Consider the following 24,845-nt stretch of genomic DNA (forward strand, 5'->3'; position numbering starts at 1 on the left):
GCAAAGGGAACGTTTATGCCCAAAGGAATGCAAAAAACTAGCTGGCTGCTATATGGTTTCGCCGTTTTTTTTATTAGTTTATTTGGCTATATCTATTATACCTATGAAACCACACGTAGTGAGATCATGGCAAATATCGATAGCAAATTGCTAAATGCCGCGGTCAGTGTCAAGCATATCCTAGGTGATGACTACCATAATACAGTCAATGCTGGTCTACCTATTTCCAGTTCTACCTACAAAGAAAAGAGTCTTGCCCTTTCAGAGTACGCAAAGCAAATGCAACTTGCTTATGTGTATGCAATGGTCCTTCGCGATGACAAAGTCTACTTTAGCGCCTCAAGTTACACTCAAAAAGATCAAAACACTGGTCGTGTCACACAGTTTTTAGATGCCTACCCCGAAGCGACAGAACTTAACAAAGAAGCCTTTTATTCGACCGAACCCGTTTTTGAAATATCGCAGGATCAATGGGGGTATTTTAAAAGTATCTTTGTTACTTTTGTCGATGATAATGGCCAAACTTATATAACTGGCGCAGACATTACTATAAGTGACTTAAACCAGCAGCTTCAGCAAAGCGTTACAAGGGCGATGGTTACCAGTAGCTTTTTCTTCTTTATTGCATTACTTATAGCAGGATTATATTTCTTACAGCTTAAACGCTCGCTATCAACAGACGCACGCACTGGCTTTGCTAATCATGTTGCCCTTGAATATCACATAAAGAAAACGACCAAACACCGTATGGAATTGGCGATTATCATCATCAACGAGCTTGAAGACATCAGCAGTTTTTATGGCAGTGAAGTGAGTGATAAAGTAATGGCTAACATACTTAGGTACTTTCAATCACGTATACCTCGTGATGGCGGTATTTACCGTTTAACAACCAATAAAATCGCATTATTACGTACTCATACTGATGAGCATAATATCGACGAAGTAATAAACGCTTTTAACAATGCGATCCCAGCACTGAAAGAACCGTTTATTTATGTCAGCTTATCCGCAGGTGTCGCTACAGGTAATAAATTATTACTGATAGAAAACGCCCACATAGCACTTCAGCAGGCCAAACTAAACAACCAGCGTTTAATACGCTATGAAAATGTTTTTAAACAAGTTGAAGAACAATTTAAAAGTAACGTTTTCCTTGCTAAAGAAGTCAAAGAAGCCTTCGATAACAATCGCATAGTGCCTTATTTTCAAGCAATTTATAACAACCAAAGTAAGGCCGTAGATCATTATCAATGCCTTGCCAGAATGGTAAGTTCAACTGGTCGTATTCACGCACCTGATTACTTTATGATGGTACTAAAGCGCTCACGCATGGATGGCCCCTTGAGACGTACTATATTTACTCGTTGTATTGAGCAGTTTAGGAAAACCAATGTACGCTGGAGTATCAACATTACAGCACAGGATATCCTTGACCCAAGCTTGAGCGAGTTTTTTGAATTACAGCTAAGGCGTTATCCACAACCCCATAATATTATCTTTCAATTCCATGAACGCGATGCGATTGCTTACTTTGGTGAAATAAAAACCTTTATTAGCACTTTAAAGAATAAAGGTGCTCAGGTTTTTATTAATGAATTTGGCGCAGGCTTTTCAAACTTGCCTCACATTAGGAAGCTTGAGATCGATGGCTTGAAATTAGATAAAGGGTTGGTAAGCCAAATTCATACTAATAAAGATAACTATCTGTTTATTGAAAACTTGGTGAAATACGCTCAGCAACTCAAATTAGATGTAATCGCTGAGCAAGTTGATAACGAACAAATAGCAGACGCGCTTGCTCGTGCAGGTGTTACTTTAATGCAAGGGAGTCATTTTGCACCGCCAACTCCCTATATTCATTAAAGGTTGATCACCAAGCGGTGGCTTTGTTGACCACTGGCCCAATATTTACGTTCGAATGGGGTAATTGCAGTATCGCTTTCATACAGCTCAACATCGCACTTATGCCCTGCAAGCTCTAATGAGCGAGCAAACTCTTTTACGTATATATCCCAATTGCTTCTGAGCTCTAAGCGACCGCCTAATTTAACGATAAACGGAAATATAGCAGCGCCATGCCATCGTCTTTGCAAGTGCTTGGCTTTTGGCCAAGGATTTGGATACAGCAGATAGTGATGGCTTGGCTGCCAGTTTGCAGCCACCGCCAAGCGCCAGAAATCGTTTAAATCAGCTTGCACTAAAATGTACTGTCCCGCATCCGTTTGCTTGTATTCGATATCATGCTTATCTAGACGATGTGATGATTTATCAATGCCAATCACTAACGCATCTGGGTGGCGCTTTGCTAAGTTTGCGGTGCTTTCACCTACCCCACAACAGGAATCAAGAATAATAGGCCCTGCAAACGCTTGCACCTTTTCGTTTACCTGATCAAAAGCCGCTTGCGTATGCTCTGCAATCGGCTTTTTAAATTCAGCACTTAAGTGCTTTAAAACAATTTCGTCTAGCTTTTCATGTAAGCCAGGTTGATTCGATACAATACTTCTCGAATTTGCATCCGTCATTAGTGTCTAAGCCCCACACCACGTTTAATAAGGGTTAATGCTAAGGTAAATAACCCCACAATAAATAAACCAAGTACACCAAATGCTACCGATAAGTCGACATCAGACACACCTAAGAAGCCATATCTAAATGCATTCACCATATAAATAATTGGGTTTACTTGCGATACGCCTTGCCAAAATTCTGGCAACAAGGTGATAGAGTAAAACACCCCACCTAGATAAGTCAGCGGCGTTAAAATAAAGGTCGGGATAATACTAATATCATCAAAGCTATTAGCATAAATAGCATTGATAAGTCCGCCTAATGCAAACACAGCCGACGTTAAAATAACCGTAGCCATAATCACAAAAATATTATGAATTTGAATATCAACAAATAGCAAAGAGACACAGGTAACAATTAAACCAACCAGCATGCCTCGTGTCATACCACCGCCCATGTAGCCAAGTACAATGATGTAGTTTGGCACTGGTGCAACTAAAAGCTCTTCAATGCTTTTTTGAAATTTAGTCGAATAAAAACTCGAGGCAACATTCGAGTAAGAGTTGGTGATCACCGACATCATAATCAGACCCGGGACAATAAACTCCATATAAGTAAAGCCACCCATATCACCGATACGAGAACCAATCAGATTACCAAAAATCACAAAATACAGGCTCATCGTGATTGCCGGCGGAACTAAGGTTTGCACCCAAATACGTAAAAAGCGAATACACTCTTTGATCCAAATACTTTTTAGCGCTACTCCATATTTAAACATTATTCGCCTCGCCCTTGTTCTAATAACCCTACAAACAGCTCTTCTAAACGGTTTGCTTTATTTCGCATACTCAGCACTGTGTTACCTTGCTCGCTCAAGGCACTAAATACTTGGTTTAAGCCCTGAGACTTCGCCACTTCAACTTCTAAAGTGTGGTCGTCAGTCAGTGTGTATTTGTAACCGTCGATGCTAATTGGCTGCACAGGTTGCTTTAAATCCAGTACAAAGGTTTCTTTATCAAGCTTGGCAAGTAACGCTTTAATGGTGGTGTTTTCAACAATCACACCGCTGTCGATAATCGCGATGTTTTTACATAACAGCTCAGCCTCTTCAAGGTAATGGGTAGTCAAGATGATGGTCACACCTTGCTTATTTATCTCGCGAAGAAAATCCCACATAGAGCGGCGTAGCTCAATATCAACACCGGCTGTTGGTTCATCTAAAATAAGCAATTTAGGTTCATGCATCAGTGCACGAGCAATCATTAAACGACGCTTCATACCACCTGAAAGGGTGCGCGCTTGTTTATCTTTTTTCTCAAATAAACCAAGCTGCTTTAAGTATTTTTCAGCACGCTCATGCGCCAGCTTTCTTGGTACACCGTAATAGCCCGCTTGGTTCACCAAAATTTGATTTAGTGTTTCAAACTGACTGAAATTAAATTCTTGCGGCACTAAGCCAAGTTCTGACTTAGCTGCTTCAAGGTCTGTATCAATATCGTGACCAAATACCTGGACACGACCGGCACTTTTATTCACTAACGATGAGATAACACCAATAGTGGTTGATTTACCTGCCCCGTTTGGTCCAAGTAAGGCAAAGAAGTCGCCTTGCTGAACTTGTAAATCAATGCCTTTTACGGCTTCAACACCATTTTTATAAACCTTTTTTAGGCCTTCAATATTTAATGCGATCGTTTTTTCGCTCACTGTTTGCCCTCTCCATAACCCCAACGTTTCGTCAAAGTATGTTCAATGTTTAAATGATCTAAAATTCGCGCCACCATAAAATCAACCAAATCGGAAATCTGCTCTGGTTGATGATAAAAGCCCGGTGCCGCAGGCATAATAGTTACGCCTAGTCGTGCTAGCTTCAGCATGTTTTCAAGGTGGATTTCGCTAAATGGCGTTTCACGCGGGACTAAAATCAGCTGCCCACGCTCTTTAATGACCACGTCAGCGGCGCGTTCGAGTAAGTTATCTGATGCCCCGACCGCAATTGCAGATACTGAACCTGCACTACACGGGCATACCACCATTTTTTTCGGCGCAGCAGAGCCAGATGCAACAGGGCTAAACCAGTTGTCTTTACCAAATACTTTAAGTTGCTCAGGAGCGGCATTAAAAAGTGTACTCAGTTGCTCTGTCGCTTTGTCTTCATTACCCGAAAGTTTGATATTCGATTCTGTATCAAAGACCACTCTTGCCGCACTTGAAATCAATACATACACCTGAAACTGCTGTTCAAGTAATACTTCTAATAACCTTAAGCCATAAGGAGCCCCAGAGGCACCACTAAAAGCTAACGTTATTTTATCTTTAAATTGCATACAGTTAAGCTCCGTATACTGGTTAGTTTTGTTCAAGAGCAGTGATTAAACGCTGATGAATACCTTCAAAACCACCATTACTCATAATTAAAATATGTTGTGACGGCGCACTGTTGCCAACAACCTGAGTAATGATTTCCTCAGTGCTTTTCATGCAATGCATACCTGCTTTGTCTGCATATTCTTTCAGCGACCAGCTTAAATTTTCTGGCTCAAATAAATACACATCATCTGCTGCATCGAGTGAATCAATTAAGGTTTGTTGATGCACGCCCATTTTCATAGTGTTTGAACGAGGCTCTAAAATAGCAACTATCTTATCAGTGCCTACTTTTGCACGTAGCCCTGCTAAGGTCGTTTTAATTGCCGTTGGATGATGGGCAAAGTCGTCATACACTTTTATTGAGTTAATGTCGGCTTTCAGCTCCATACGACGCTTAGGAGAGATAAACTCAGCTAAGCCTGCAATACTGACTGATACCGCGATGCCTACGTGTCTGGCTGCTGCAATGGCCATTATGGCATTTTTGACATTGTGCTCGCCCATGGCTTGCCAGCTGACAACACCTTGTACTTGTGAATCTAGTAGCACTTCAAATTCACTACCATCAGCTTTAAGTAAGCGGTAATCCCAATCACCTAACAGTGTTTCGCTTTCGCTCCAAAGGCCACGTTCAATCACATCTTGTAGTGCTTCGTCTTGGCTTGGCCAAATTACTTTGCCACTACAGGGTAATGTACGCATCAAATGATGAAATTGTTTCTTTATCGCGTTTAAATCTTCAAAAATATCAGCATGATCAAATTCAAGATTATTCAGAATTAAGGTACGCGGTAAGTAGTGTACAAATTTACTGCGTTTATCGAAAAACGCCGTGTCGTATTCGTCGGCTTCAATAACAAAAAATGGTGTTTCGCCAACACGAGCAGAGACACCAAAGTTTTGCACGATTCCACCAATCAAAAAGCCCGGTGTCATTCCAGCGTATTCAAGTAACCATGCTAGCATACTAGCAGTGGTTGTTTTGCCGTGTGTGCCTGCTACAGCCAACACCCACGAATTTTGCAGTAAATTATGCTTTAACCATTCTGGGCCAGAAGTATAAGGTAAGCCTTTATCAAGAACGTATTCAACGCAAGGATTGCCTCTACTCATAGCATTACCAATTACCACCATATCTGGCGCAGGTTCTAGTTGGGCAACGTCATATCCTTGAGTGAGCTTTATACCTAGCTCTTCTAATTGTGTGCTCATCGGTGGGTACACATTTTGATCAGAGCCTGTCACTGTGTGACCTAACGATTTAGCGATTGCGGCAATACCACCCATAAAGGTGCCACAAATTCCAAGAATATGAATATGCATCTACTGTCCTGAGCAAAATGAATAAGAGATAAGTAAGGCGCTATAATGCCAAATATAAGCTTTACTTACCATTACTACACGGCATTAGACTTTTGCCAAATAGCCAACATAAAAAAACACCTCAACGTGAGGTGTTTTTGAATTAAGTTTAAAGCCTGTTTACAGCATTAAGAATGCAAACAAACCAACACCTAATAGTAAGCGATAGATAACAAATGGCATCATGCCCATGCGCTCAATCACTTTTAAGAAAAAGAAAATACAGGCGTAAGCCGACACAAATGATAAACCAGCGCCTAGTAAAATTGCATGCCAATCAATCGCCTCACCTGCAGTAGCCAACTGATATACATAATATGAACCTGCTGCAGCAATAACTGGAATTGACATTAAAAATGAAAAACGCGCAGCACTTTGTTTGTTTAGGCCCAGCATTAAACCCACTGTAATAGTAATACCTGAACGGGATGTACCAGGGAATACCATAGCAAGCACTTGTGAAAAGCCCAGCAATAGCGCACTAAAAAAGTTTACTTGGTAAATATTTTTAACTTGCTTTGCTTTAGCATCGGCATACCAAAGTAGCAAACCAAATACGATGGTTGAGGTGGCAATAACCCATGCATTACGCGAGTAGCTCTCTACAAAATCTTTGAATAAGTAACCAATTAATAATGCAGGAATAGTCGCAACAATAATCCACCAGCCTAAACGACTATCATCGGTTGCACCTTGTGCACCAAACGACTTAAACCAAGCACCAAGAATATCGACCACTTCTTTTCTAAAGTACAATACAACAGCACCTAAGGTTCCAACGTGAACAGCCACATCAAATGCTAAGCCTTGATCGTGCCAACCTAAAACTTGTGAGGGTAAAATTAAATGCGCTGAGCTCGAAATAGGTAAAAACTCAGTCAATCCTTGGATCAGGGCTAAAACAATTATCTCAATAATACTCATGGGTTAGAAAACTCCACCTTCCATAGTTTTTGTTGGGGGTTGTTATAATTATTCCATAACTCAGCCAAAGTTAGCTTAGCTACGGGGTGATAAAAATCAGGCGCTATTTCAGCAAGAGGCTGTAATACAAACGCATTTTTGGTTATTTCATCCCGCGGTAATTGCGCAGGTGTTTCACAGATAATGTCATCATAAAACAATAAATCGAGATCTAATGTCCGCGGGCTAAACTTTTTATCTTCACGGGTGCGGCCATTATCAAGTTCAATTTTTTTCAGTAATTTACATAGTTCAGCTAATGGCATATCTGTTTTTGCTGCAACAACTGAATTATAAAAATTACTACCTGCAAACCCCACCGCTTCACTTTCGTATACTGATGAATGAATAAAATCAGGAAAGTAAGCTTTCAGCGCGATAAGCGCCTGTCGAAGATAATGCTCTTTATTGACATTAGAACCTAGGCTTATAAAAATTTGCGCCATCTCTAATTTGCCTTACACCGGGTGATCTCAACTCCAACAGTTTGCGCTTGTGGCACTGCGGCTGGTTTACTCACGCGAATAGTGACTTGGCTGGTCGCAAACTCAGCTAAAATAATGGCAGCTAATTGCTCAACTAAAGTTTCTAGTAACTCAACAGGTTTTGCCGTTGTGTGCTCAATCACTCGCTCACTCACTTTGGCATAATCAAGAGCCAAATTTATATCATCTGTCGCCGCTGCGGCAGAAATATCACATAACATTTCGATATCAAAATACAGGCTTTGTTTACTTTCTTTTTCAAAATCATACACGCCAATGATGGTGTCTACGTGCAGTTGTGATATATATACCTTGTCCATTGATACTCCAAGCGACATAAATATTAAAAACAATACTCAGCCTTAACGCTTATTAATTTTAATAATGCGCTATATAAGCTGTCATACTGTTTTAATATGTAAAAATTACCCCTACAATAACGAATAGATGCATTGCATAGGGTGCTTACATCCGACTCGACGAGAGTGGCAAATGGTTTTGCCGCCAATGATAGCCCAAAAGTGCAGATTAAAAAATAAGGAAGCGCGTGTTAGAAGTTTTAATGTTAGTTTTGGCTTACATACTAGGTTCGGTCTCTTCCGCTATCCTTGTATCTCGGCTGTTTAAACTACCAGACCCACGCAGTCATGGATCGAATAACCCGGGTGCTACAAATGTTTATCGCCTTGGTGGTAAAGTCCCCGCTGTTTTAGTTCTTGTCTTTGATATTTTAAAAGGAACCATCCCTGTTTGGGGTGCTTACTTTTTAAAGATAGAGCCACTAATGTTAGGTTTAATTGGTGTAGCTGCTTGTTTGGGTCATATGTATCCACTGTTTTTTAGCTTTAAAGGTGGTAAAGCCGTCGCGACCGCTTTTGGCACGTTATTACCCATTGGTTTATCGCTAGGGGGGATGTTGATTGCAACTTGGCTTTTAATTATTGCTATCACGCGTTACTCATCTCTCGCGGCACTGGTTACGGTTTCATTAGCGCCTATTTATACTTGGTGGATAAAACCTTTGTATACTCTGCCAGTTACCTTTTTAACCGTACTGATAATTTTCCGCCACAGAGCAAACATTACTCGCTTGATGGCTGGGGAAGAACCTAAAGTAGGGGCTAAGAAGAAAGCCCCAGAGCAGGAATAGTGATGTAAATTAAAGCGCTTCGAGTGAATCAATAGGCCAGCGCGGCTTAGTTTTCATATCAAGGCTAGCAAACTGCCCTGCCTTTAAGCGCTGCATACCAGCGTAAGCAATCATTGCACCGTTATCTGTACAAAACTCTGTGCGCGGGTAATACACACGCCCTTTCATGCCTTGCATTACTCGTTCAAGTTGCGCACGCAATTGCACGTTTGCACTCACACCACCGGCGATCACTAAACGTTTGATACCGGTTTGCTTTAATGCACGTTTGCATTTAATGATTAAGGTATCAATTACCGCTGTTTGGAATGCATGAGCTATATCAGCTTTGGTTTGCTCGTCATCATCGCTATCACGAATAGCAAGCGATGCCGCCGTTTTTAAACCACTAAAACTAAAATCTAAGCCTGGTTTATCAGTCATCGGACGTGGAAATACAAAACGCTTAGGCGTACCCTGCTCCGCAAGTTTTGCTAAACGCGGGCCACCTGGGTAATCAAGACCTAATAACTTCGCGGTTTTATCGAATGCTTCACCAGCCGCGTCATCAACTGACTCTCCCAGCACTTCGTATTCACCAATGCCAGATACTTTTACCATCATAGTATGGCCGCCAGACACCAGTAGTGCGATAAACGGAAATTCCGGTTTGTCCTCTTCAAGCATTGGCGCAAGTAGGTGACCTTCCATATGATGTACAGCAACCGCTGGAATATTCCAACCATAAGCCAGTGAGCGACCAATTGAGGTTCCCACCAGAAGCGCACCAACAAGTCCAGGGCCTGCGGTGTATGCAATGCCATCTAAGTCTTCAGGACCACAGCCAGCTTGCGCAAAGGCAGCATCAATCAAAGGTAAGGTTTTACGTACGTGATCGCGTGAAGCAAGCTCAGGAACCACACCGCCATAATCAGCATGTACTTTTACTTGGCTATACAGTTGATGTGCTAATAAGCCTTGTTCATCATCATAAATGGCAATACCCGTTTCATCACATGATGATTCAATACCTAAAATTCGCATCAATTACTCCGCCAAGAAAAAACAAATGCGTATTTTACAGTGAAAATACGCATTACTGAATATTAAATTGCAATACCAATATTGGTTTGACCGTCAGATACCGCAAGTTGCTTAAGCTCTTTTACGTTCTCTGAGGTAATTCGGCCCATTTGCTCTACAAAATCAATAAGCTCTGCAAGCACATCAATTTCATACTGCATTAAAGGGTGTTCACGAACAGCTTTGTTATCAGCAATTTCACCATCCACTGTTAGTTGATATTCAATGAAACGAGCCACTGAAGCCTGTGAAATTTTACTAATATTTAAAAACTCTTGTTCATCTTTGGCTATCAAACCGTGCAGCATGCCAAGCAAAGCTGTCGCTGTATCGATTGCGGGATAGGTGCCAAACATGTCAAAGTCAGTAAGCTCTGGCACGTTTGGTTCAATTTTTTCAATTTGCTTTTCAAGGCTGATTTTACTTTTTGGCAGTAAGATTTTTTCCCAGCAAACACTCAATGCGCTACGAAAAACCGCGGCATCACCGAACCCTGTTGCTTCACTAAATAAACTGTAATTAGGCAGCATACGCTCAAGTAATGCGCCACCTAATACCGCTTTTTGCAAATAGTTTAATTCTCTAATACGTTGAAAATTATTCGCTTTCGTCATTCTTTACAGTCCCACAAGACCAACATATTTCAAATGTTGCTCCGTTAAGCTCATGACATTTTGGGCATACCCAGTCAGGAGCCGATTGTTTTAATTGCCGGTAGTTTAGCAATATTTCTTGCGCCTGGCGCTCTTTTAATGCGTAAACAAGTATATCGACCCCTGTTTGTTCAAATGGGATCTCCCCAAGCGCCCCTTGTAAAAGCTCACCTTGCAGTTGCGATTCGATCCCTTTACTTTTTAAAAGCCCTTTAATAATGTTTGCCTCTAAGCCATTTTCAGCCTGAAACACTTTTACCCAAGTGAATGGGTCCTGCTTCGCAGGTTGATTTAAATTACTGTTTTGCAAATCACTTCCCTTTTACTTTTCTATCTTTAAATCCTAAACTACGCTAGCAACTAACTTCGCTGCAATGCTTATTTCAAGGTAGCCACATGACTTTAACAACACCGGGATTGTTATTCCCAGCAATTTCTTTACTGTTACTTGCTTACACCAACCGTTTTTTGGTGCTTGCTCAGCTTATTCGAGAGCTCAATGCACGTGAAGGAGAAAGTATCCGCCCATTAGTTGTTGCACAGATTACCAATTTAAGAAAACGCATTAAATTAATTCGCGTAATGCAAGTTTATGGTGTTGCCTCTTTTTTAATGTGTACCTTATCAATGTTTGCATTATTTATAGAATTTAATACTACTGGAATCATTTTATTTGGCATCAGCCTCGCGTGCTTAGCCTTGTCGCTTCTCACCTCTTTGTATGAGATCCACATTTCTTGCGATGCAATCGAGATTGAATTGAAAAATATCGAAAAAAAACCTCTTTCAGATAAGGCAGAGTAAAATTCACCCTCTATACTTATTGTATGAGATACAACAATAAGTGGTGCTTTTGTGGATGATTTTTTATTTTCTGAAGAATCCTTAGAAGAAAATAATGTAGGTACGGAAGAGGCTGAATACTGGCATATTCTTGTTGTTGATGATGAAGAAGATATTCATCAAGTTACGAAACTAGTATTAGCTGGGTTCACTTTTGAAAATAAAGCGCTTCGCTTTTATCATGCCTATTCTGCTGCTGAAGCGAGAGAGCTTTTAGGTAAAGGAACTCCATTTTCAGTGGCACTTGTTGATGTGGTAATGGAAACAAACCACGCAGGCCTCGATCTCATTCAATACATCCGCGATGAAATAGAAAACCATGATATACGTTTAATACTGCGTACAGGTCAGCCTGGGGAAGCCCCTGAAGAAGCCATCATTCGTGATTACGATATCAATGATTACAAAAATAAAACTGAGCTCACCGCGATAAAAATGAAAACTTTGCTCTATTCAGCGCTACGTTCACATCGTGATATTCAGATTATTGATCATCATAAACATGGCCTCGAACAAATTATCAATGCCTCAGCCAATTTCCTAAAATGTGATAGTGTGCAAGAGTTTGCCTCCACAATTTTAAACCATGTTACTAACGTAATGGGGATAAGTGACAGAGAAATATATTGTGCCGCTGCGGTTAACCTGCAATCATCGCCAGCTAATGACTTTCAATTACTTGCCGCTTCAGGTGTTGAGCCAACTCCATGTAAAAATAAAATTCCTGAGGATGTAAAAAACTTATTTATTGATGCACATGAAAGAAAATCGTCTTTAAAAAACAGCACAGATTACATTGGCTACTTTCCAACAAAAGCAGGCCTTGAAACTATGTTGTATGTCAATAAAGGTTCAAAACTGCAAAATACAGACTATCAACTGCTAGAATTTTACGCCAATAATATCGCACTTGCTTATGACAACTTAAAGCTTAGAGAAATGGTCAAAGAGTCACAAAAAGAGTTGTCGTATATTCTTGGCGAAGCAGTCGAAAAGCGCTCAAAGGAAACTGGCTCACATGTTAAACGTGTCGCTTTGTACAGTGAGTTACTCGCAAAATTATATGGCTTGGATTCGTTCCGCTGTGAAATCATTAAACTGGCTTCACCATTACATGATATTGGTAAAATTAGTATTCCAGACAAGATTCTAAATAAGCCTGGTAAACTCACTGATGAAGAATGGGAAATAATGAAAACTCATGCCGAAACTGGCTATGAAATACTAAAAAACTCAACAAACGAAATATTAAACTGTGGGGCCTTAATTTCCTACCAACACCATGAAAAATGGGATGGAACTGGTTATCCGCAAGGACTAATTGGTGATAATATCGATATTGTTGGTCGAATTACTGCAATTGCAGATGTATTTGACGCACTTTGCAGTGACCGATGCTACAAAAAAGCATGGCCACTCGATGATGCTCTCTCATTGATAAAAGAGCAACGTGGGAAACATTTTGATCCAATTTTAGTCGATCAGCTACTTGAAAATTTAGCGCTTTTCTTAGAAATTAAGGAACGTTATCCTGATTGATGTAACTTTTCTGTAAAACAAGTACTTCCCAATACGGGTACAATACTTTACTATGCCTCTCGTGATGTAAAATTGTACCGCCTGGATGTAGGGCTTACTTATAACAAGGGACTATTAAAGTGAGATTTGAACAACTTGAACAATTCGTAGCATTAGGCGTGCTAAGGCATTTCCGCCAAGCTGCAGAGAAAACTCAAATAAGCACTTCTGCATTAACTAGAAGTATTCAAACACTTGAAGATGAAATTGGTTATGAGCTAGTTACTCGCTCTACTCGCTCAGTAAAGTTAACCAAAGAAGGTGAGCTTTTCCTAGAGTATGCAAAACAAACTCTCGACAATCTTGAAGAAACCAAGAAGCATTTATTTGAATCATTAAACGGCTGCGCAAGTGAAAAACTGATTATTGGCTACACCAACAAAGCGAGCACGGTTGTGCCTGTTTCTTGCGGTCAGTTTTTAGCGCAGTACCCTCATGTGAAAATCGAGATGCAGCTGCAAGAGCAAAGTGAACTAGTACGTAAACTGCAATTAGGTGAAATTGATATCAGTGTATGTTCGCAAGCGATGAACAGCATTGGCAGCGATATACATTTACCTGATCAACTAATCATTTTCGTGGCTAAAAATCACCCGCTTGCAAATAAAAGTGACATTAGTAAACGCGACTTAGCTGACTACCCTATGTACAGCTGTTTTTCACAGTCAAAACAAGTGCAATCTATGCTAAACGATGCAATTGATTCTTTTGATAAGACATCAAGCATCAAAGTAGGCAGTATTGAACAAGTTATGGATGGTCTGAAAAAATCAAACCATATCGCGATTGCCAGCATTGAGCATGCTAATAGTGTGTCATCTGATCCGGAGTTACTATTATTAAAAACTAATAAAGGTATCGCACACGACCAGCTAATAATCCAAACAAACCAACAAATCAATGAGAATTCTCACGTTAGCCACTTACTCGATCTCATTGAAAAAACGGCCCTTTCAAGCCAAGGTTAGAAGCTATTTAATCTACTGCTAGCCTGTAATTAATCAGGCTAGCCAATCTTTTTTATTTCTTCATTTTTACTGCATAAAAAGCGTGCATCACACAATTTTTCATATACACTTACGCACCTTTTTTTGATTGTTCACATGAATGACCGCACCGCTTATTACCGACACATACTTAGATGCTATTGAACGTACTGGTTATGCTGTTGTTGAAAACGCGATTAATGAAAGCTTAATTGCTGATTTAATTGCCGATTGCTATCGCATTAATCCGCATTTTCATACCGCAGGTATTGGCCGATTAAACGACCAACAAATAGATAAAACTGTGCGTAAAGATAAAACCTTTTGGTTTGATAGCTCAAGCCAAGCACAAATTACTTATCTGGCAACCATGGAAGCAATAAAGACACAGTTAAACCGTGGCTTTTATTTAGGCTTATTTGACTATGAATGCCATTATGCAAAGTATCAACAAGGTGACTTTTATAAAAAGCACTATGATGCCTTCAAAGGCCGTTCTAATCGCATTTTTACAACGGTTTGTTACTTAAATACGCCAGAATCTGGCGGTGAATTGGTGATCTACAAACCAAAGAGTAAAGAGATTGAAATAGTCATTAAACCTCAAGCGGGCTTATTGGTGATGTTTGAAAGCGAACGCTTTATGCATGAAGTATTACCCGCAAACGATGTACGCTACTCAATTGCGGGTTGGTTCAGAAAAAATGCCTCAATCAGCGGTATTATCGACCCACCAAGATAATTAAAAGGACAGTGGCAAGGATGCTGCTAAACCGATAAAAATCACTAACCCCACATAGTGATTATTCAAAAATGCTTTGAAGCAAGGCTCTCGCTCTCGTTTATGAATAAGCGTTTGTTGATAAAGTAAAAAACCAACCGCTGCAGCTAAGCCCAGCCAATATGGCAAGCCAAGCTGATGACTCATACCTATGTAAGCAAGAATCGCAATAAATAAGGCATTGAGTAAAAAGATGATATGTCTGTCATAGCTGGCAAACAAGATTGCTGTCGATTTAACGCCAATCTTTAAGTCATCATCTCTATCAACCATGGCATACATGGTGTCATAAGCCACAGTCCAAACAAGATTCGCGATAAATAGGAGCCAGGCTTCTAATGGTACTGAGCCAATTGATGCCATATAGGCCATTGGAATAGCCCAACTGAATGCCGCGCCAAGTACAACTTGCGGCAGCTGGGTGTAGCGCTTCATAAATGGATAACAGAACGCCAGTGCTAAAGCACCAAACGACAATAATATCGTTGACCATCCAAGTGTTAACACTAAACCAAACGCCACCACAATGAGCAGTACAAATAAGCTCAGAGCTTCACCACTTGATACTAAACCTGCTGCCAGCGGTCGCTGGGCTGTGCGCTTAACTGAGCCATCGATTTTACGATCGGCAAAGTCATTAATTACACACCCAGCACTGCGCATCACAAAGACACCCAAACTAAATACCACAAAATTGAATAAGCTCGGCGTGCCAAGCTCAGCAAGCCACAACGCCCAATAAGTTGGCCATAATAGCAACAAGGTACCAATAGGCTTATCGGTACGCATTAACTGTTTATAGTAAGGTATATGTGCGACCTTAAGTGCAGCTAGCTTCATAGGTAAATATACGCTCCAGGTAAGAATACTTCAGCTACGAGAAAATGAGCATTAGATAAGCTAAATACACTGCGCCTTCCCCACAATGCTTGTGAAGAGTAGCCTATTTCAGCTGTTAAAGCTTGAATAGCGTGCTGCTGTGAAAACTCAGCAACTTCTATTTCAGTGCGCGATAAGTTTGGGTCTTGAAAAATAACATCGCCCAGCGGCCTTGTCCCCATACTTAGTAACTGCTGCTTTTTTAATGTATCATCTGCCGGCAACCAGCTTTGTGCATAAACCATTGGTTTACCATCGCATAGTAGTAACACTTCGCGATTTAATGCCTGACTTAAAGAGGTATTGAGTAATGCTTGTTGCTCGCGGGTTAAGTCAAAAGGTGCTTCGTTTAAAACTTCAACTGAAAAGACCTGACAGTGACTTTTAAGCTTAGCTGTTAATGACCCAGCTTCAAGCAACCAACTTTGCTGTTGTTGCGTCAAATCTGGAAATGCTGAAGCAGGCTGCCAATTTGCAGCTAATGAAACTGGGAATGTGATCACAACGACTCATTATTTTTAAAAACCGTGCAAATGATATCACTGCTGCACGTTTCGAAAAAGTCATGATTTAATCTCAAGCTGGGTTAAAAAACGCAGAACAGCCTGTATCTTAAGTGAATTTGGGTATAGACTAAAAATCATTGAAAGGGTGGAATATTCTTAACTATGAAAAAATCATTGTTATCAATTTACTTGATAAGCATGCTACTTGTTACTGCAACAAGTTGGTCTGTTCGCGCTGAATCAAATGTTGGCTACTTTGGTTTTGAGCCTGACATCATCACTAACTACATAGGTCAAGGTAATAAAAAACTTGGCTATGTTCGTATTACGGTGGATCTCATGCTCAATGATCTATCTGATATCGCAATCGTAGAACATCACACTCCACTATTGCGTGATGCGATTGTTGAAATACTCTCAAAAGAGCCTGAAGAAAACATTAAATCGCTTACCGGCCGCGAAGAAATAAGAAAGCGCTGCACCGAAAAGCTAAAAGCACTACTAAAACAAGAAACAGGACAAGAGATTGTCCGAGAAGTGTTATTTACTAAGTATTTATATCATTAATTGTAAGATGGCGGCATTAGCCGCCATTTTTGTTTACGCGATTATTTGCGTGAAAGAAGCTTATCTGACACAGCATAAGCCATACCAGCCAATAACCCCGCTAAATGCGCCCAGTTCGCCATACTCACAGGCAACATATCTACAAAGCCTAGAATAAGCCAAACCAACATAAAACCAACGATGCTATTACTTACTAGTGGCGGCTCTGTTGGCCTCATTACGCTGTAGATCCAACAAAAACCAAGTAAGCCATACACAACGCCGCTTAAACCACCAAAGTTAGGCCCAACAACTAAAAACTGTGCCCAGTTACTAATGAATGCCGTCACTAAAAATAAACCCACTAAGGTTAATTTACCGCTGCGTTTTTCTATATCGTTACCCAGCGTCATCCACCAGATCAGATTAAAAATAAGATGAACAGCGCTAAAGTGCACAATGGCAGGTGTAAACCAAGTTAGAGGCTGTGCAGGATTAAACTGCAGCATACTGTAAATAGTTTCAAAACCACCCAATAAGAAGGCCACAAATATGGCTATCGAGACTAGAGTAACTGTACGGTTTAGCCAGCTTAATGCCTTAAAACGGACTTTTAAATTAAGTGATTGGCCTTGATATGACAGAGGCGATCGTGTACTGCCCACCTGCCATGAAGCTTGTTGGTATTTTTCGTCATGAGGGTTAGCCGCAAACTCCTGCCAAAGAGATTGGGCTTGATGAAAGTGCTCTGGAGCAACACAAATAATCACTGTTTGTCCATCTTGCGAGCGCAACTCTCCATGTAAGCCCTTACTTTTTATGTAATCTATAAAGCCTTGTGCGGCGCGAGGATTATTTATGCTACCCAACTCAATCATCGTTCAATGTGCTCCGGAAGTTGTGCCTGCCAAGCTGTAAAGCCACCATCCATGCTGTATACGTCTTCAAACCCCTGCTCAACTAAATAGCTTGCAGCACCTTGAGAGCTCACACCATGATAACAAACGATGATGATTGGCTGATCAAACTCTTTATGCATCATAAATTCGCTGATATTAGCATTTGATAAATGCTCCGCGCCTGGGATATGCCCAGTTTGAAATGAGTTAGGATCGCGAATATCAGCAATCACAACCTCTTCTTTATCTAACAGCGCAAATGTTTCGCTCACTGAAATATGTTTATACGACATAGTACTCTCTAAACTAAAAAGGCGGCCAAAGCCGCCTTATCAAATTACTCGGTATTAATCCCAGTTGAGGATTACTTTACCTGATTGGCCTGAAATCATTGTATCAAAGCCTGCTTGGAAGTCATCCACGGAGAACTGGTGAGTGATAATTGGTTTCAGATCAAGGCCTGACTGAATTAGACTCGCCATCTTGTACCAAGTTTCAAACATTTCACGGCCGTAAATACCTTTAATAATTAGACCTTTGAAAATAACCTGGTTCCAATCAACCGCCATATCTGAAGGTGGAATACCTAACATGGCAATTTTACCACCGTGATTCATGTTGTTTAGCATGCTGTTAAATGCTACTGGCACACCTGACATTTCAAGACCAATATCAAAGCCTTCAGTCATGCCAAGCTCTTTCATTACATCTTCAAGCTTTTCAGTTGCTACGTTTACAGCACGAGTCGCGCCCATTTTACGCGCTAAATCTAGACGGTATTCGTTCACATCGGTGATAACCACATGACGTGCACCCACGTGTTTGGCAACAGCAGCTGCCATGATACCAATTGGGCCAGCACCTGTGATTAATACGTCTTCACCGACTAAGTCAAACGACAACGCTGTGTGTACTGCATTACCGAATGGGTCAAAGATTGATGCTAGTTCATCAGGAATGTTATCTGGAATTTTAAATGCGTTGAAAGCTGGGATCACAAGGTATTCAGCAAATGCACCTTCACGGTTTACACCAACACCTGTTGTATTACGACATAAATGCACACGACCAGCGCGACAGTTACGACAGTGACCACAGGTAATATGGCCTTCGCCAGAAACACGGTCGCCAACTTGGAAACCACGTACTTCCTGACCCATATCGACCACTTCACCTACATATTCGTGACCAACAACCATTGGCGTAGGAATTGTATTTTGTGCCCACTCATCCCATTTATAAATATGGACATCTGTTCCACAAATTGCTGTTTTGCGGATTTTAATAAGCAGATCGTTATGGCCAACTTCAGGTTTTGGCGCATCAGTCATCCAGATCCCTGGTTCTGCTTTTAATTTAGATAATGCTTTCATGATTTACACTCAATTAAACAAAACCGAAGCAAAAGCTTCGGTTTAGGGAATAAAATTAGATAACACCCATTTCTTTACCAATACGGGTAAAGGCAGCAATAGCGGTATCTAATTGCTCTTTTGTATGCGCCGCAGAAATTTGCGTACGGATACGTGCTTGACCTTTAGGTACTACAGGGAATGAGAAACCTGTTACGTAAATACCTTCAGCAAGTAATTTGTCAGCCATGGCTGAGGCAACTTTAGCATCGCCTAACATGACAGGGATAATAGCGTGGTCTTTACCTGCACAGGTAAATCCTGCTGCTTCCATTTGTTCACGGAAATACTTTGCGTTATCCCAAAGTTTAGCGCGTAACTCGCCGCCATTGCTTAGCATCTCAAGTACTTTAATTGATGCAGTAACAATTGATGGTGCAAGTGAGTTTGAGAAAAGGTAAGGACGAGAGCGCTGGCGTAACCACTCAACAATTTCTTTTTTACCTGATGTGTAACCGCCTGATGCGCCACCAAGTGCTTTACCAAGGGTACCCGTGATGATATCAACACGGTCTAGTACACCGCAGTACTCCGGCGTACCTTTACCATTTTCACCAACAAAACCAACAGCGTGAGAGTCATCAACCATCACTAATGCATCATATTTATCGGCAAGGTCACAAACCGCTTCAAGGTTACAAATAACGCCGTCCATTGAGAAAACGCCGTCAGTAGCGATTAACTTAGTTTTAGCGCCCGCTTCATCAGCAGCAATAAGTTGCTTTTCAAGGTCACTCATATCGTTATTTGCATAGCGGAAACGCTTTGCTTTACAAAGTCGTACACCATCAATGATCGAAGCATGGTTTAGTGCATCAGAGATAATCGCATCATCTGGACCTAGAATTGTTTCGAATAAACCTGCGTTTGCATCAAAGCATGATGAGTAAAGAATGGTGTCTTCTGTTTCTAAGAACTCAGAGATCTTTTGCTCTAAAGTTTTATGGATATCTTGAGTACCACAAATAAAGCGCACAGACGCTACACCAAAACCGTGATCATCAAGGCCTTGTTGAGCAGCTTTAATTAACGCTGGGCTATTTGCTAAGCCAAGGTAGTTATTAGCGCAAAAGTTAATAACCTTATCACCAGAGGCAACTTCAATTTGAGCCTGTTGCTGCGACGTGATAACACGTTCGCTTTTGTATAAGCCCTCAGCTTTCACTTCATCAATTTGCTGCTGCAACTGATTAAAAAACGCAGATGCTCTCATCTGTAATCTCCACATATTCTTGTACCTAATCAGAAATGATTAGCATGAATTTAAATTTTGCACCTATTGTAAAAGCTTAGACGAACAATTGCACTGTTTGCAGTTCGTCGCAAACCCTCAACTGGTGTGGGTTTGTGAACTTAAACTGGTCTTACCTCATAAATTACAAATATAAATTGGGTAAATCAGCTAAAGATTCACAAACAATATCGGCATGTTGTTCTGTTGACTCAGCATAACTTTGCCCTGAGCGAACTAAAACACGGGTCGCGATATTGGCTCTTTCAGCGGCAATAAGGTCGCCAAGCTTATCACCGACCATAATACTTTGTGATGGGTCGATTTGATGCTCATCGATGGCTTGTAACAGCATACCCGGAGCAGGCTTGCGACAGTTGCACTCTTGCAAATAAGCAGGCTCAGCCTTGCTTGGATGATGCGGACAAAAATAGACATCAAGAATTGTAACGCCATGGCGTAAAAATTCGCCCTTCATCCACTCAGTAAGGTTGGAAAAATCTTGCTCTGAATAATAACCACGGCCAATCCCCGATTGGTTAGTTACTACCACAATTTTATAACCAGCGTCGGCGAAGGCTTTGCACGCCTCGAATACACCGGGTACAAATTCAAACTCTTCTGGTTTGTATACATAGCCATGATCAATATTGACCACACCATCACGGTCTAAAAATAAAACTTTGCTCATGAAAATTGCTCTTTATCTACCACGTGGTCAAACATCGAAATCACCTTTTCTACACTTATTTGCGCCATTAAATCCGCCCCTTTAACGCGTGTTCCCCAAGGTAGCTGTTGCGCTGTTTTGCCTGTTTGTTCACGTAAGTTTTGGTGATAAACCTCAACAACATACTCTTGATACAAATAAGGTCCTGTGCGTTTTGGGTTTGAGTGGGCATACAAACCAATAACAGGTGTTCCTACCGTTACAGCCATATGCGCAGGCCCAGTATCAGGCGCTAACACTAACGCAGCACGTTTCAAAACACATAGCAGTTCTTTTAGTTGAGTTTTCCCTACTAAGTTAAGCACAGGTGCCGAACTCTGCGCGATAATTTGCTCGGCAAGTTCAATCTCTAAAGGGGTTGGGCCGCCAGTAATAACCACCGAAAAGCCTTGTTGATGAGCGTGTTCAGCAAGTGCAGCATAACGCTCAGGTAACCAATTTCGCTCTTTTTTACTTGCCGCAGGCGAGATAACAAAAATACGCCCGGCTAAACGTTCTTCACCTAATAGCGCATCGGCTGCTTGTTGATGCTGCTCAGTAATTGGCATTTGCCATTGAGGTTTGTAATCAGGGATGCCAATTGCTTGAGCAAAGCCTTTAAAACCTTCTAATACATGCGCCTCTGATTGCGGGGCAATACGCTTATTAATAAACAAACTATGCAACTCTTTTGAGCGTGCCCAATCAAACCCCACTTTGATCTTTGCAGGAATACAACGGGCTGCTAAATTCGCTCTGAGTGCGACTTGCATATGTAATAGCACATCAAATTTACGCCCCTTGAACGTGTCTTTAAGTTGCTGATAAGCCTGTTTGCCCTGCTTTTTATCGAACACAACAAACTCAACACCTGGTAAATCGGCCAGTAACATAGCCTCAACTTTACCAATCACCCAGGTAATTTTTGCCTTCGGTTGTGCCTTTTGAATTGCTTGCACTGCTGATACGGCATGACATACATCACCAATAGCCGAAAGCCTTAAAATGCAAATATCTGAATAGGAGGTTGATTGAGTCACGTGCGCCCTTAGCTACAGCAAATAATATGCGATCTTAAATTAACTTGATGCTAATGCAAGCACTTATGCGAAAAGCTAAAAATACGGTAAGATAGCGCTAATTTTATTTAATCTTGAAGTTGTTATGTTTGAAACTCAGCATCTGCAAAACACCACCCTTTTGTGTCACCCAGCTTATAAAGACGAGCTCACGCAACAGTGGTTCGATGCCAATTATTGGCAACAACAAGATAAAATCGTTGGTGCCAAAAAAGGTCGTGCAACAGCGTGGTTTTTTAAACATCAACAGCTTACAGGCGTTCTTCGTCACTATTGGCGTGGTGGTTTAATTGGTAAGTTACTGAGCGATCAGTACCTATATGTTGGTTTGAAGCAAACTCGAGTCTATAAAGAATTTACACTGATGATGCGTTTGCTTGAGCTTGGCCTAAATGTGCCGACACCCATTGCGGCAAAAGTGACCAACCACGGCTTAATCTATCGCGGCGATATCATCACCGAGGCAGTAACAGGCGCCAAAAGCGTGTTAGATATTTTAATCACGCGTCCACTTAGCCAGTCTGAGCTAAAAGCGATAGCAGTCACTCTCAGCGAATTTCACAATCATGGCGTCTATCACGCAGATTTAAACATCAATAACATCTTGTTCGATGATACAGGTAAGGTGTTTATCATTGACTTTGACCGCGGTGAAATCAAACAGCCACATGCTAGCTGGCAAACAGAGAACATTAAGCGCCTTGCCCGTTCATTTGCAAAAGAGCAAGGGCGTAATGAAGTGATGCATTGGCAACAAAGTGATTGGCAGTCACTGGTGTGTGACTACCAAGCATTGCTTAAGACTTAATTTTGCTAATTACGTTTGATGTTGAGCAGCCATTAAGAAACTCAAGTACTTCGACTTTTCCGCCATGGCGTAGAACATGATCGGCACCAGCAATTTGGTCAACGGTGTAATCGCCGCCTTTTACTAGCACATCAGGGCTAATTTGCTCAATCAGCTTAGCCGGCGTGTCATTTTCTTCAATGCTGCCAAATGGAATAACCCAATCAACTGACGCAAGCGCACTTAATACCATAGCACGCTCATCCAATGGATTAATTGGTCTTTCTGGGCCTTTTAAGCGAGTGATTGACTCATCATTATTTAAGCCAACAACCAGCCTATCACCTCGTGCTTTAGCCTGAGCAAGGTAGCGCACATGGCCTGCGTGAAGGATATCAAAACAACCATTAGTGAACACTATTTTTTCACCATTTTGCTTAGCAAACTCAATATGCTGAAGCACATCTTCAAATGGCGTTTGATAATGCTCGCCGGTTTGCTGTAAATATTGACCAAGTTTACGGCTCAACTCTTCTGGGGACACGGTTGCGGCACCCAGTTTACTCACCGCAATACCAGCAGCGAGGTTGGCAATTTCAACTGCATCTTTTGCTGCCATACCCGCACCAAGCATCACTGCTAATGTTGCAATTACAGTATCACCAGCGCCGGTTACATCGCTGACTTCAAGCTGCTGGGCTGCAAAATCATGTTTTTCTGCTTGGCTGATTAACGACATCCCCTGCTCTGAGCGCGTTAATAGCATCGCAGCGATGCCCGCTTCACTGATTAGCTTACGAGCGCTGTCAGTCAAGTTTTGCTCAGAATCAGTTTTACCACCAGCAAGTTTAAATTCGTTTAAGTTAGGGGTTATGTAATCGGCACCACGGTATAAGTTTAAATCAGATGATTTAGGATCAATAAGCACCGTTTTACCTGCTTTCTTTGCAACCTGAACCATTTGTTGAATTAAGCTCAGAGAGCCTTTGTTGTAGTCAGAAAACAACACAAAATCGTAGTCATCTAAAACCAGCTCTAAACGGTTTAATAACAGTTGACTGTGTTGCTCAGTAAAGGTCTCTTCAAGATCAAGACGCACAACTTGTTGATGGCGGCTGATTACTCGCATTTTAGAAATAGTCGGTAAATCGCAAACACTCACTAATTGCGAATCAATTTTCTCTGAACTTAAAATTGTTTCGAGGATTTGCCCACTTTCATCTTCACCAACTAAGCCTAGTAGACCCACTTTACCATCTAAACGGGCAATATTTTTTGCAACGTTTGCTGCACCACCGGCTTTGTCTTCAAACTTACTGACTTTTACAACAGGTACAGGGGCTTCAGGCGAAATACGACCTGAGTCGCCATGCCAGTATCTATCTAGCATGACATCACCAACGACTAAAATACGCGCCTTTGAAAGGTTTTTTAGTAACGCTAAATCCATTACTTTTGCTCCGCTACAACCATATCGATGGCTTCGCATAACCAATGCCCGATAAACATGTGCGCCTCTTGGATACGCGCGGTTTCATCATTTTTAATAATAATAGGTAGCTTAGCGATATCTTTTACCTTACCACCATCTCGACCTGTTAATGCCACAGTAAAGGCGCCGATTTCATTTGCCGCTGCCAGTGCAAGATTGATGTTAGGGCTAGTGCCAGATGTGGTTAAGCCAATCACCAAATCTTCAGGCTTACATAACGCCTGCACTTGGCGCTCAAATACAGTATCAAAATGATAGTCGTTACTGTGAGCGGTTAAAATTGAGGTATCTGTTGTCAATGCGATAGAAGCCAGCGGACCGCGCTCCAATTTATAACGCACAACAAACTCAGCAGCTAAATGCTGTGCATCAGCCGCGCTACCACCATTACCAAACCAAATAACCTTACCACCTGCTTGTAAAGCACTGTGACAAGCTTCTAGTAGTTTCATTACTTCAGGGTGGTAGGTTTCCATCGTCTCAAACAACATTTGATGACGATTTAAACTTTCTAGGTAGCTTGCCGCTACAGAATCAAGATTTGACATAAATATT

The 24,845-nt window shown here is 41.3% G+C and carries 29 protein-coding genes; 8 read left to right on the forward strand and 21 right to left on the reverse strand.

Features of this window, described 5'->3' with window-relative positions; all coding sequences use genetic code 11:
* The first annotated feature begins 15 nt into the window (after positions 1-15).
* The gene (locus IRQ78_RS08710) at positions 16-1,866 is read left to right on the forward strand and encodes an EAL domain-containing protein (RefSeq protein ID WP_138599663.1); all 1,851 of its coding nucleotides are present in this window, start codon (positions 16-18) and stop codon (positions 1,864-1,866) included.
* On the opposite strand, the gene trmB is transcribed toward IRQ78_RS08710, so the two are convergent.
* The 8 genes from trmB to folB form a co-directional block, all read right to left on the reverse strand.
* The gene (gene trmB, locus IRQ78_RS08715; protein WP_194441812.1) at positions 1,863-2,528 is read right to left on the reverse strand and encodes a tRNA (guanine(46)-N(7))-methyltransferase TrmB; all 666 of its coding nucleotides are present in this window, start codon (positions 2,526-2,528) and stop codon (positions 1,863-1,865) included. The genes IRQ78_RS08710 and trmB overlap by 4 nt on opposite strands.
* Positions 2,528-3,295, reverse strand: a complete 768-nt coding sequence (locus IRQ78_RS08720; RefSeq protein ID WP_054551083.1) for an ABC transporter permease — start codon at positions 3,293-3,295, stop codon at positions 2,528-2,530. Before IRQ78_RS08720 ends, trmB begins: the two co-directional genes overlap by 1 nt.
* Positions 3,295-4,224 carry an ABC transporter ATP-binding protein gene (locus tag IRQ78_RS08725; protein WP_166340578.1) on the reverse strand — a complete coding sequence of 310 codons (930 nt, stop codon included), beginning with the start codon at positions 4,222-4,224 and terminating at the stop codon, positions 3,295-3,297. Before IRQ78_RS08725 ends, IRQ78_RS08720 begins: the two co-directional genes overlap by 1 nt.
* Positions 4,221-4,844, reverse strand: coding sequence for a flavin prenyltransferase UbiX (locus IRQ78_RS08730; protein ID WP_054551081.1), 624 nt, complete (start codon positions 4,842-4,844; stop codon positions 4,221-4,223). The genes IRQ78_RS08725 and IRQ78_RS08730 overlap by 4 nt, the downstream gene beginning before the upstream one ends.
* A 22-nt stretch (positions 4,845-4,866) precedes the next feature.
* Positions 4,867-6,210, reverse strand: a complete 1,344-nt coding sequence (gene mpl, locus IRQ78_RS08735; RefSeq protein WP_054551080.1) for a UDP-N-acetylmuramate:L-alanyl-gamma-D-glutamyl-meso-diaminopimelate ligase — start codon at positions 6,208-6,210, stop codon at positions 4,867-4,869.
* A gap of 159 nt (positions 6,211-6,369) precedes the next feature.
* The gene (locus IRQ78_RS08740; protein ID WP_194441813.1) at positions 6,370-7,173 is read right to left on the reverse strand and encodes an undecaprenyl-diphosphate phosphatase; all 804 of its coding nucleotides are present in this window, start codon (positions 7,171-7,173) and stop codon (positions 6,370-6,372) included.
* Positions 7,170-7,658 carry a 2-amino-4-hydroxy-6-hydroxymethyldihydropteridine diphosphokinase gene (gene folK, locus IRQ78_RS08745; protein WP_194441814.1) on the reverse strand — a complete coding sequence of 163 codons (489 nt, stop codon included), beginning with the start codon at positions 7,656-7,658 and terminating at the stop codon, positions 7,170-7,172. Before folK ends, IRQ78_RS08740 begins: the two co-directional genes overlap by 4 nt.
* Before the next feature lie 2 nt (positions 7,659-7,660).
* A complete protein-coding gene (gene folB / locus IRQ78_RS08750; protein ID WP_138599658.1) occupies positions 7,661-8,017 on the reverse strand; it encodes a dihydroneopterin aldolase in 357 nt (118 codons plus the stop codon).
* 227 nt (positions 8,018-8,244) lie between these two features.
* On the opposite strand from folB, the gene plsY reads away from it, so the two are divergent.
* Positions 8,245-8,847: a glycerol-3-phosphate 1-O-acyltransferase PlsY gene (plsY, locus tag IRQ78_RS08755; protein WP_194441815.1), complete on the forward strand. Its 603-nt coding sequence runs from the start codon at positions 8,245-8,247 to the stop codon at positions 8,845-8,847.
* Positions 8,848-8,856: 9 nt separating this feature from the next.
* Here the strand turns inward: plsY and tsaD are convergent, their stop codons facing one another.
* From tsaD to IRQ78_RS08770, 3 genes are all read right to left on the reverse strand, one after another.
* Positions 8,857-9,870 (reverse strand): tRNA (adenosine(37)-N6)-threonylcarbamoyltransferase complex transferase subunit TsaD, encoded by a 1,014-nt coding sequence (gene tsaD / locus IRQ78_RS08760; RefSeq protein WP_054551076.1) that lies wholly within the window; start codon positions 9,868-9,870, stop codon positions 8,857-8,859.
* Between the two features lie 62 nt (positions 9,871-9,932).
* Positions 9,933-10,523 carry a YjaG family protein gene (locus IRQ78_RS08765; protein ID WP_054551075.1) on the reverse strand — a complete coding sequence of 197 codons (591 nt, stop codon included), beginning with the start codon at positions 10,521-10,523 and terminating at the stop codon, positions 9,933-9,935.
* The gene (locus IRQ78_RS08770) at positions 10,507-10,872 is read right to left on the reverse strand and encodes a putative signal transducing protein (RefSeq protein WP_054551074.1); all 366 of its coding nucleotides are present in this window, start codon (positions 10,870-10,872) and stop codon (positions 10,507-10,509) included. The genes IRQ78_RS08765 and IRQ78_RS08770 overlap by 17 nt, the downstream gene beginning before the upstream one ends.
* 86 nt (positions 10,873-10,958) lie before the next feature.
* On the opposite strand from IRQ78_RS08770, the gene IRQ78_RS08775 reads away from it, so the two are divergent.
* From IRQ78_RS08775 to IRQ78_RS08790, 4 genes are all read left to right on the forward strand, one after another.
* On the forward strand, positions 10,959-11,366 hold the full coding sequence (locus tag IRQ78_RS08775; RefSeq protein ID WP_054551073.1) for a DUF2721 domain-containing protein: 408 nt from the start codon (positions 10,959-10,961) through the stop codon (positions 11,364-11,366).
* A 51-nt stretch (positions 11,367-11,417) separates the two neighbouring features.
* Positions 11,418-12,944 carry a response regulator gene (locus IRQ78_RS08780; protein WP_054551072.1) on the forward strand — a complete coding sequence of 509 codons (1,527 nt, stop codon included), beginning with the start codon at positions 11,418-11,420 and terminating at the stop codon, positions 12,942-12,944.
* A 119-nt stretch (positions 12,945-13,063) separates the two neighbouring features.
* Positions 13,064-13,951 carry a LysR family transcriptional regulator gene (locus tag IRQ78_RS08785; RefSeq protein WP_054551071.1) on the forward strand — a complete coding sequence of 296 codons (888 nt, stop codon included), beginning with the start codon at positions 13,064-13,066 and terminating at the stop codon, positions 13,949-13,951.
* Positions 13,952-14,090: 139 nt separating this feature from the next.
* Entirely contained in the window at positions 14,091-14,711 is a 621-nt protein-coding gene (locus IRQ78_RS08790) for a 2OG-Fe(II) oxygenase (RefSeq protein ID WP_054551070.1), read from the forward strand.
* Here IRQ78_RS08790 and ubiA read toward each other — a convergent pair whose 3' ends face one another.
* Positions 14,712-15,590, reverse strand: a complete 879-nt coding sequence (ubiA, locus tag IRQ78_RS08795) for a 4-hydroxybenzoate octaprenyltransferase (RefSeq protein ID WP_194441816.1) — start codon at positions 15,588-15,590, stop codon at positions 14,712-14,714.
* A complete protein-coding gene (locus IRQ78_RS08800; protein ID WP_194441817.1) occupies positions 15,587-16,132 on the reverse strand; it encodes a chorismate--pyruvate lyase family protein in 546 nt (181 codons plus the stop codon). The genes ubiA and IRQ78_RS08800 overlap by 4 nt, the downstream gene beginning before the upstream one ends.
* 201 nt (positions 16,133-16,333) lie before the next feature.
* Between IRQ78_RS08800 and IRQ78_RS08805 the strand changes: the two genes are divergently transcribed.
* A complete protein-coding gene (locus IRQ78_RS08805; protein ID WP_371351978.1) occupies positions 16,334-16,702 on the forward strand; it encodes a flagellar basal body-associated protein FliL in 369 nt (122 codons plus the stop codon).
* Positions 16,703-16,743: 41 nt separating this feature from the next.
* Here the strand turns inward: IRQ78_RS08805 and glpG are convergent, their stop codons facing one another.
* The 6 genes from glpG to IRQ78_RS08835 all read right to left on the reverse strand — a co-directional run bounded on the left by glpG (position 16,744) and on the right by IRQ78_RS08835 (position 21,972).
* Complete coding sequence (gene glpG, locus IRQ78_RS08810; RefSeq protein ID WP_194441818.1) at positions 16,744-17,559, reverse strand: rhomboid family intramembrane serine protease GlpG; 816 nt, start codon at positions 17,557-17,559, stop codon at positions 16,744-16,746.
* Positions 17,556-17,873 (reverse strand): thiosulfate sulfurtransferase GlpE, encoded by a 318-nt coding sequence (glpE, locus tag IRQ78_RS08815; RefSeq protein WP_054551065.1) that lies wholly within the window; start codon positions 17,871-17,873, stop codon positions 17,556-17,558. The genes glpG and glpE overlap by 4 nt, the downstream gene beginning before the upstream one ends.
* A gap of 54 nt (positions 17,874-17,927) precedes the next feature.
* Positions 17,928-18,953 (reverse strand): L-threonine 3-dehydrogenase, encoded by a 1,026-nt coding sequence (gene tdh / locus IRQ78_RS08820; RefSeq protein ID WP_054551064.1) that lies wholly within the window; start codon positions 18,951-18,953, stop codon positions 17,928-17,930.
* Positions 18,954-19,008: 55 nt separating this feature from the next.
* On the reverse strand, positions 19,009-20,205 hold the full coding sequence (locus IRQ78_RS08825; RefSeq protein WP_054551063.1) for a glycine C-acetyltransferase: 1,197 nt from the start codon (positions 20,203-20,205) through the stop codon (positions 19,009-19,011).
* A 163-nt stretch (positions 20,206-20,368) separates the two neighbouring features.
* Positions 20,369-20,914 (reverse strand): D-glycero-beta-D-manno-heptose 1,7-bisphosphate 7-phosphatase, encoded by a 546-nt coding sequence (gene gmhB, locus IRQ78_RS08830; RefSeq protein WP_138619224.1) that lies wholly within the window; start codon positions 20,912-20,914, stop codon positions 20,369-20,371.
* Positions 20,911-21,972, reverse strand: coding sequence for a glycosyltransferase family 9 protein (locus IRQ78_RS08835; RefSeq protein WP_194441819.1), 1,062 nt, complete (start codon positions 21,970-21,972; stop codon positions 20,911-20,913). The genes gmhB and IRQ78_RS08835 overlap by 4 nt, the downstream gene beginning before the upstream one ends.
* A gap of 124 nt (positions 21,973-22,096) precedes the next feature.
* Between IRQ78_RS08835 and IRQ78_RS08840 the strand changes: the two genes are divergently transcribed.
* Positions 22,097-22,819, forward strand: coding sequence for a 3-deoxy-D-manno-octulosonic acid kinase (locus tag IRQ78_RS08840; RefSeq protein ID WP_054551060.1), 723 nt, complete (start codon positions 22,097-22,099; stop codon positions 22,817-22,819).
* Here IRQ78_RS08840 and hldE read toward each other — a convergent pair.
* Together hldE and IRQ78_RS08850 are read right to left on the reverse strand one after the other, a co-directional pair.
* Positions 22,809-24,248 (reverse strand): bifunctional D-glycero-beta-D-manno-heptose-7-phosphate kinase/D-glycero-beta-D-manno-heptose 1-phosphate adenylyltransferase HldE, encoded by a 1,440-nt coding sequence (hldE, locus tag IRQ78_RS08845; protein ID WP_194441863.1) that lies wholly within the window; start codon positions 24,246-24,248, stop codon positions 22,809-22,811. The genes IRQ78_RS08840 and hldE overlap by 11 nt on opposite strands.
* Entirely contained in the window at positions 24,248-24,838 is a 591-nt protein-coding gene (locus tag IRQ78_RS08850; RefSeq protein ID WP_054551058.1) for an SIS domain-containing protein, read from the reverse strand. The genes hldE and IRQ78_RS08850 overlap by 1 nt, the downstream gene beginning before the upstream one ends.
* Positions 24,839-24,845: the final 7 nt, after the last annotated feature.

Source organism: Pseudoalteromonas simplex, assembly GCF_015278155.1.
Lineage (GTDB): Bacteria > Pseudomonadota > Gammaproteobacteria > Enterobacterales > Alteromonadaceae > Pseudoalteromonas > Pseudoalteromonas simplex.

What these genes read in the sequence shown, in the direction of transcription:
- IRQ78_RS08710 (WP_138599663.1), top strand. Translation starts at nt 16, where the DNA reads ATGCCCAAAGGAATGCAAAAAACTAGCTGGCTGCTATATGGTTTCGCC.
- trmB (WP_194441812.1), bottom strand. Translation starts at nt 2,528, where the DNA reads ATGACGGATGCAAATTCGAGAAGTATTGTATCGAATCAACCTGGCTTA.
- IRQ78_RS08720 (WP_054551083.1), bottom strand. Translation starts at nt 3,295, where the DNA reads ATGTTTAAATATGGAGTAGCGCTAAAAAGTATTTGGATCAAAGAGTGT.
- IRQ78_RS08730 (WP_054551081.1), bottom strand. Translation starts at nt 4,844, where the DNA reads ATGCAATTTAAAGATAAAATAACGTTAGCTTTTAGTGGTGCCTCTGGG.
- mpl (WP_054551080.1), bottom strand. Translation starts at nt 6,210, where the DNA reads ATGCATATTCATATTCTTGGAATTTGTGGCACCTTTATGGGTGGTATT.
- IRQ78_RS08740 (WP_194441813.1), bottom strand. Translation starts at nt 7,173, where the DNA reads ATGAGTATTATTGAGATAATTGTTTTAGCCCTGATCCAAGGATTGACT.
- folK (WP_194441814.1), bottom strand. Translation starts at nt 7,658, where the DNA reads ATGGCGCAAATTTTTATAAGCCTAGGTTCTAATGTCAATAAAGAGCAT.
- folB (WP_138599658.1), bottom strand. Translation starts at nt 8,017, where the DNA reads ATGGACAAGGTATATATATCACAACTGCACGTAGACACCATCATTGGC.
- tsaD (WP_054551076.1), bottom strand. Translation starts at nt 9,870, where the DNA reads ATGCGAATTTTAGGTATTGAATCATCATGTGATGAAACGGGTATTGCC.
- IRQ78_RS08765 (WP_054551075.1), bottom strand. Translation starts at nt 10,523, where the DNA reads ATGACGAAAGCGAATAATTTTCAACGTATTAGAGAATTAAACTATTTG.
- IRQ78_RS08775 (WP_054551073.1), top strand. Translation starts at nt 10,959, where the DNA reads ATGACTTTAACAACACCGGGATTGTTATTCCCAGCAATTTCTTTACTG.
- IRQ78_RS08790 (WP_054551070.1), top strand. Translation starts at nt 14,091, where the DNA reads ATGACCGCACCGCTTATTACCGACACATACTTAGATGCTATTGAACGT.
- ubiA (WP_194441816.1), bottom strand. Translation starts at nt 15,590, where the DNA reads ATGAAGCTAGCTGCACTTAAGGTCGCACATATACCTTACTATAAACAG.
- IRQ78_RS08805 (WP_371351978.1), top strand. Translation starts at nt 16,334, where the DNA reads ATGCTACTTGTTACTGCAACAAGTTGGTCTGTTCGCGCTGAATCAAAT.
- glpG (WP_194441818.1), bottom strand. Translation starts at nt 17,559, where the DNA reads ATGATTGAGTTGGGTAGCATAAATAATCCTCGCGCCGCACAAGGCTTT.
- glpE (WP_054551065.1), bottom strand. Translation starts at nt 17,873, where the DNA reads ATGTCGTATAAACATATTTCAGTGAGCGAAACATTTGCGCTGTTAGAT.
- tdh (WP_054551064.1), bottom strand. Translation starts at nt 18,953, where the DNA reads ATGAAAGCATTATCTAAATTAAAAGCAGAACCAGGGATCTGGATGACT.
- IRQ78_RS08825 (WP_054551063.1), bottom strand. Translation starts at nt 20,205, where the DNA reads ATGAGAGCATCTGCGTTTTTTAATCAGTTGCAGCAGCAAATTGATGAA.
- gmhB (WP_138619224.1), bottom strand. Translation starts at nt 20,914, where the DNA reads ATGAGCAAAGTTTTATTTTTAGACCGTGATGGTGTGGTCAATATTGAT.
- IRQ78_RS08840 (WP_054551060.1), top strand. Translation starts at nt 22,097, where the DNA reads ATGTTTGAAACTCAGCATCTGCAAAACACCACCCTTTTGTGTCACCCA.
- hldE (WP_194441863.1), bottom strand. Translation starts at nt 24,248, where the DNA reads ATGGATTTAGCGTTACTAAAAAACCTTTCAAAGGCGCGTATTTTAGTC.
- IRQ78_RS08850 (WP_054551058.1), bottom strand. Translation starts at nt 24,838, where the DNA reads ATGTCAAATCTTGATTCTGTAGCGGCAAGCTACCTAGAAAGTTTAAAT.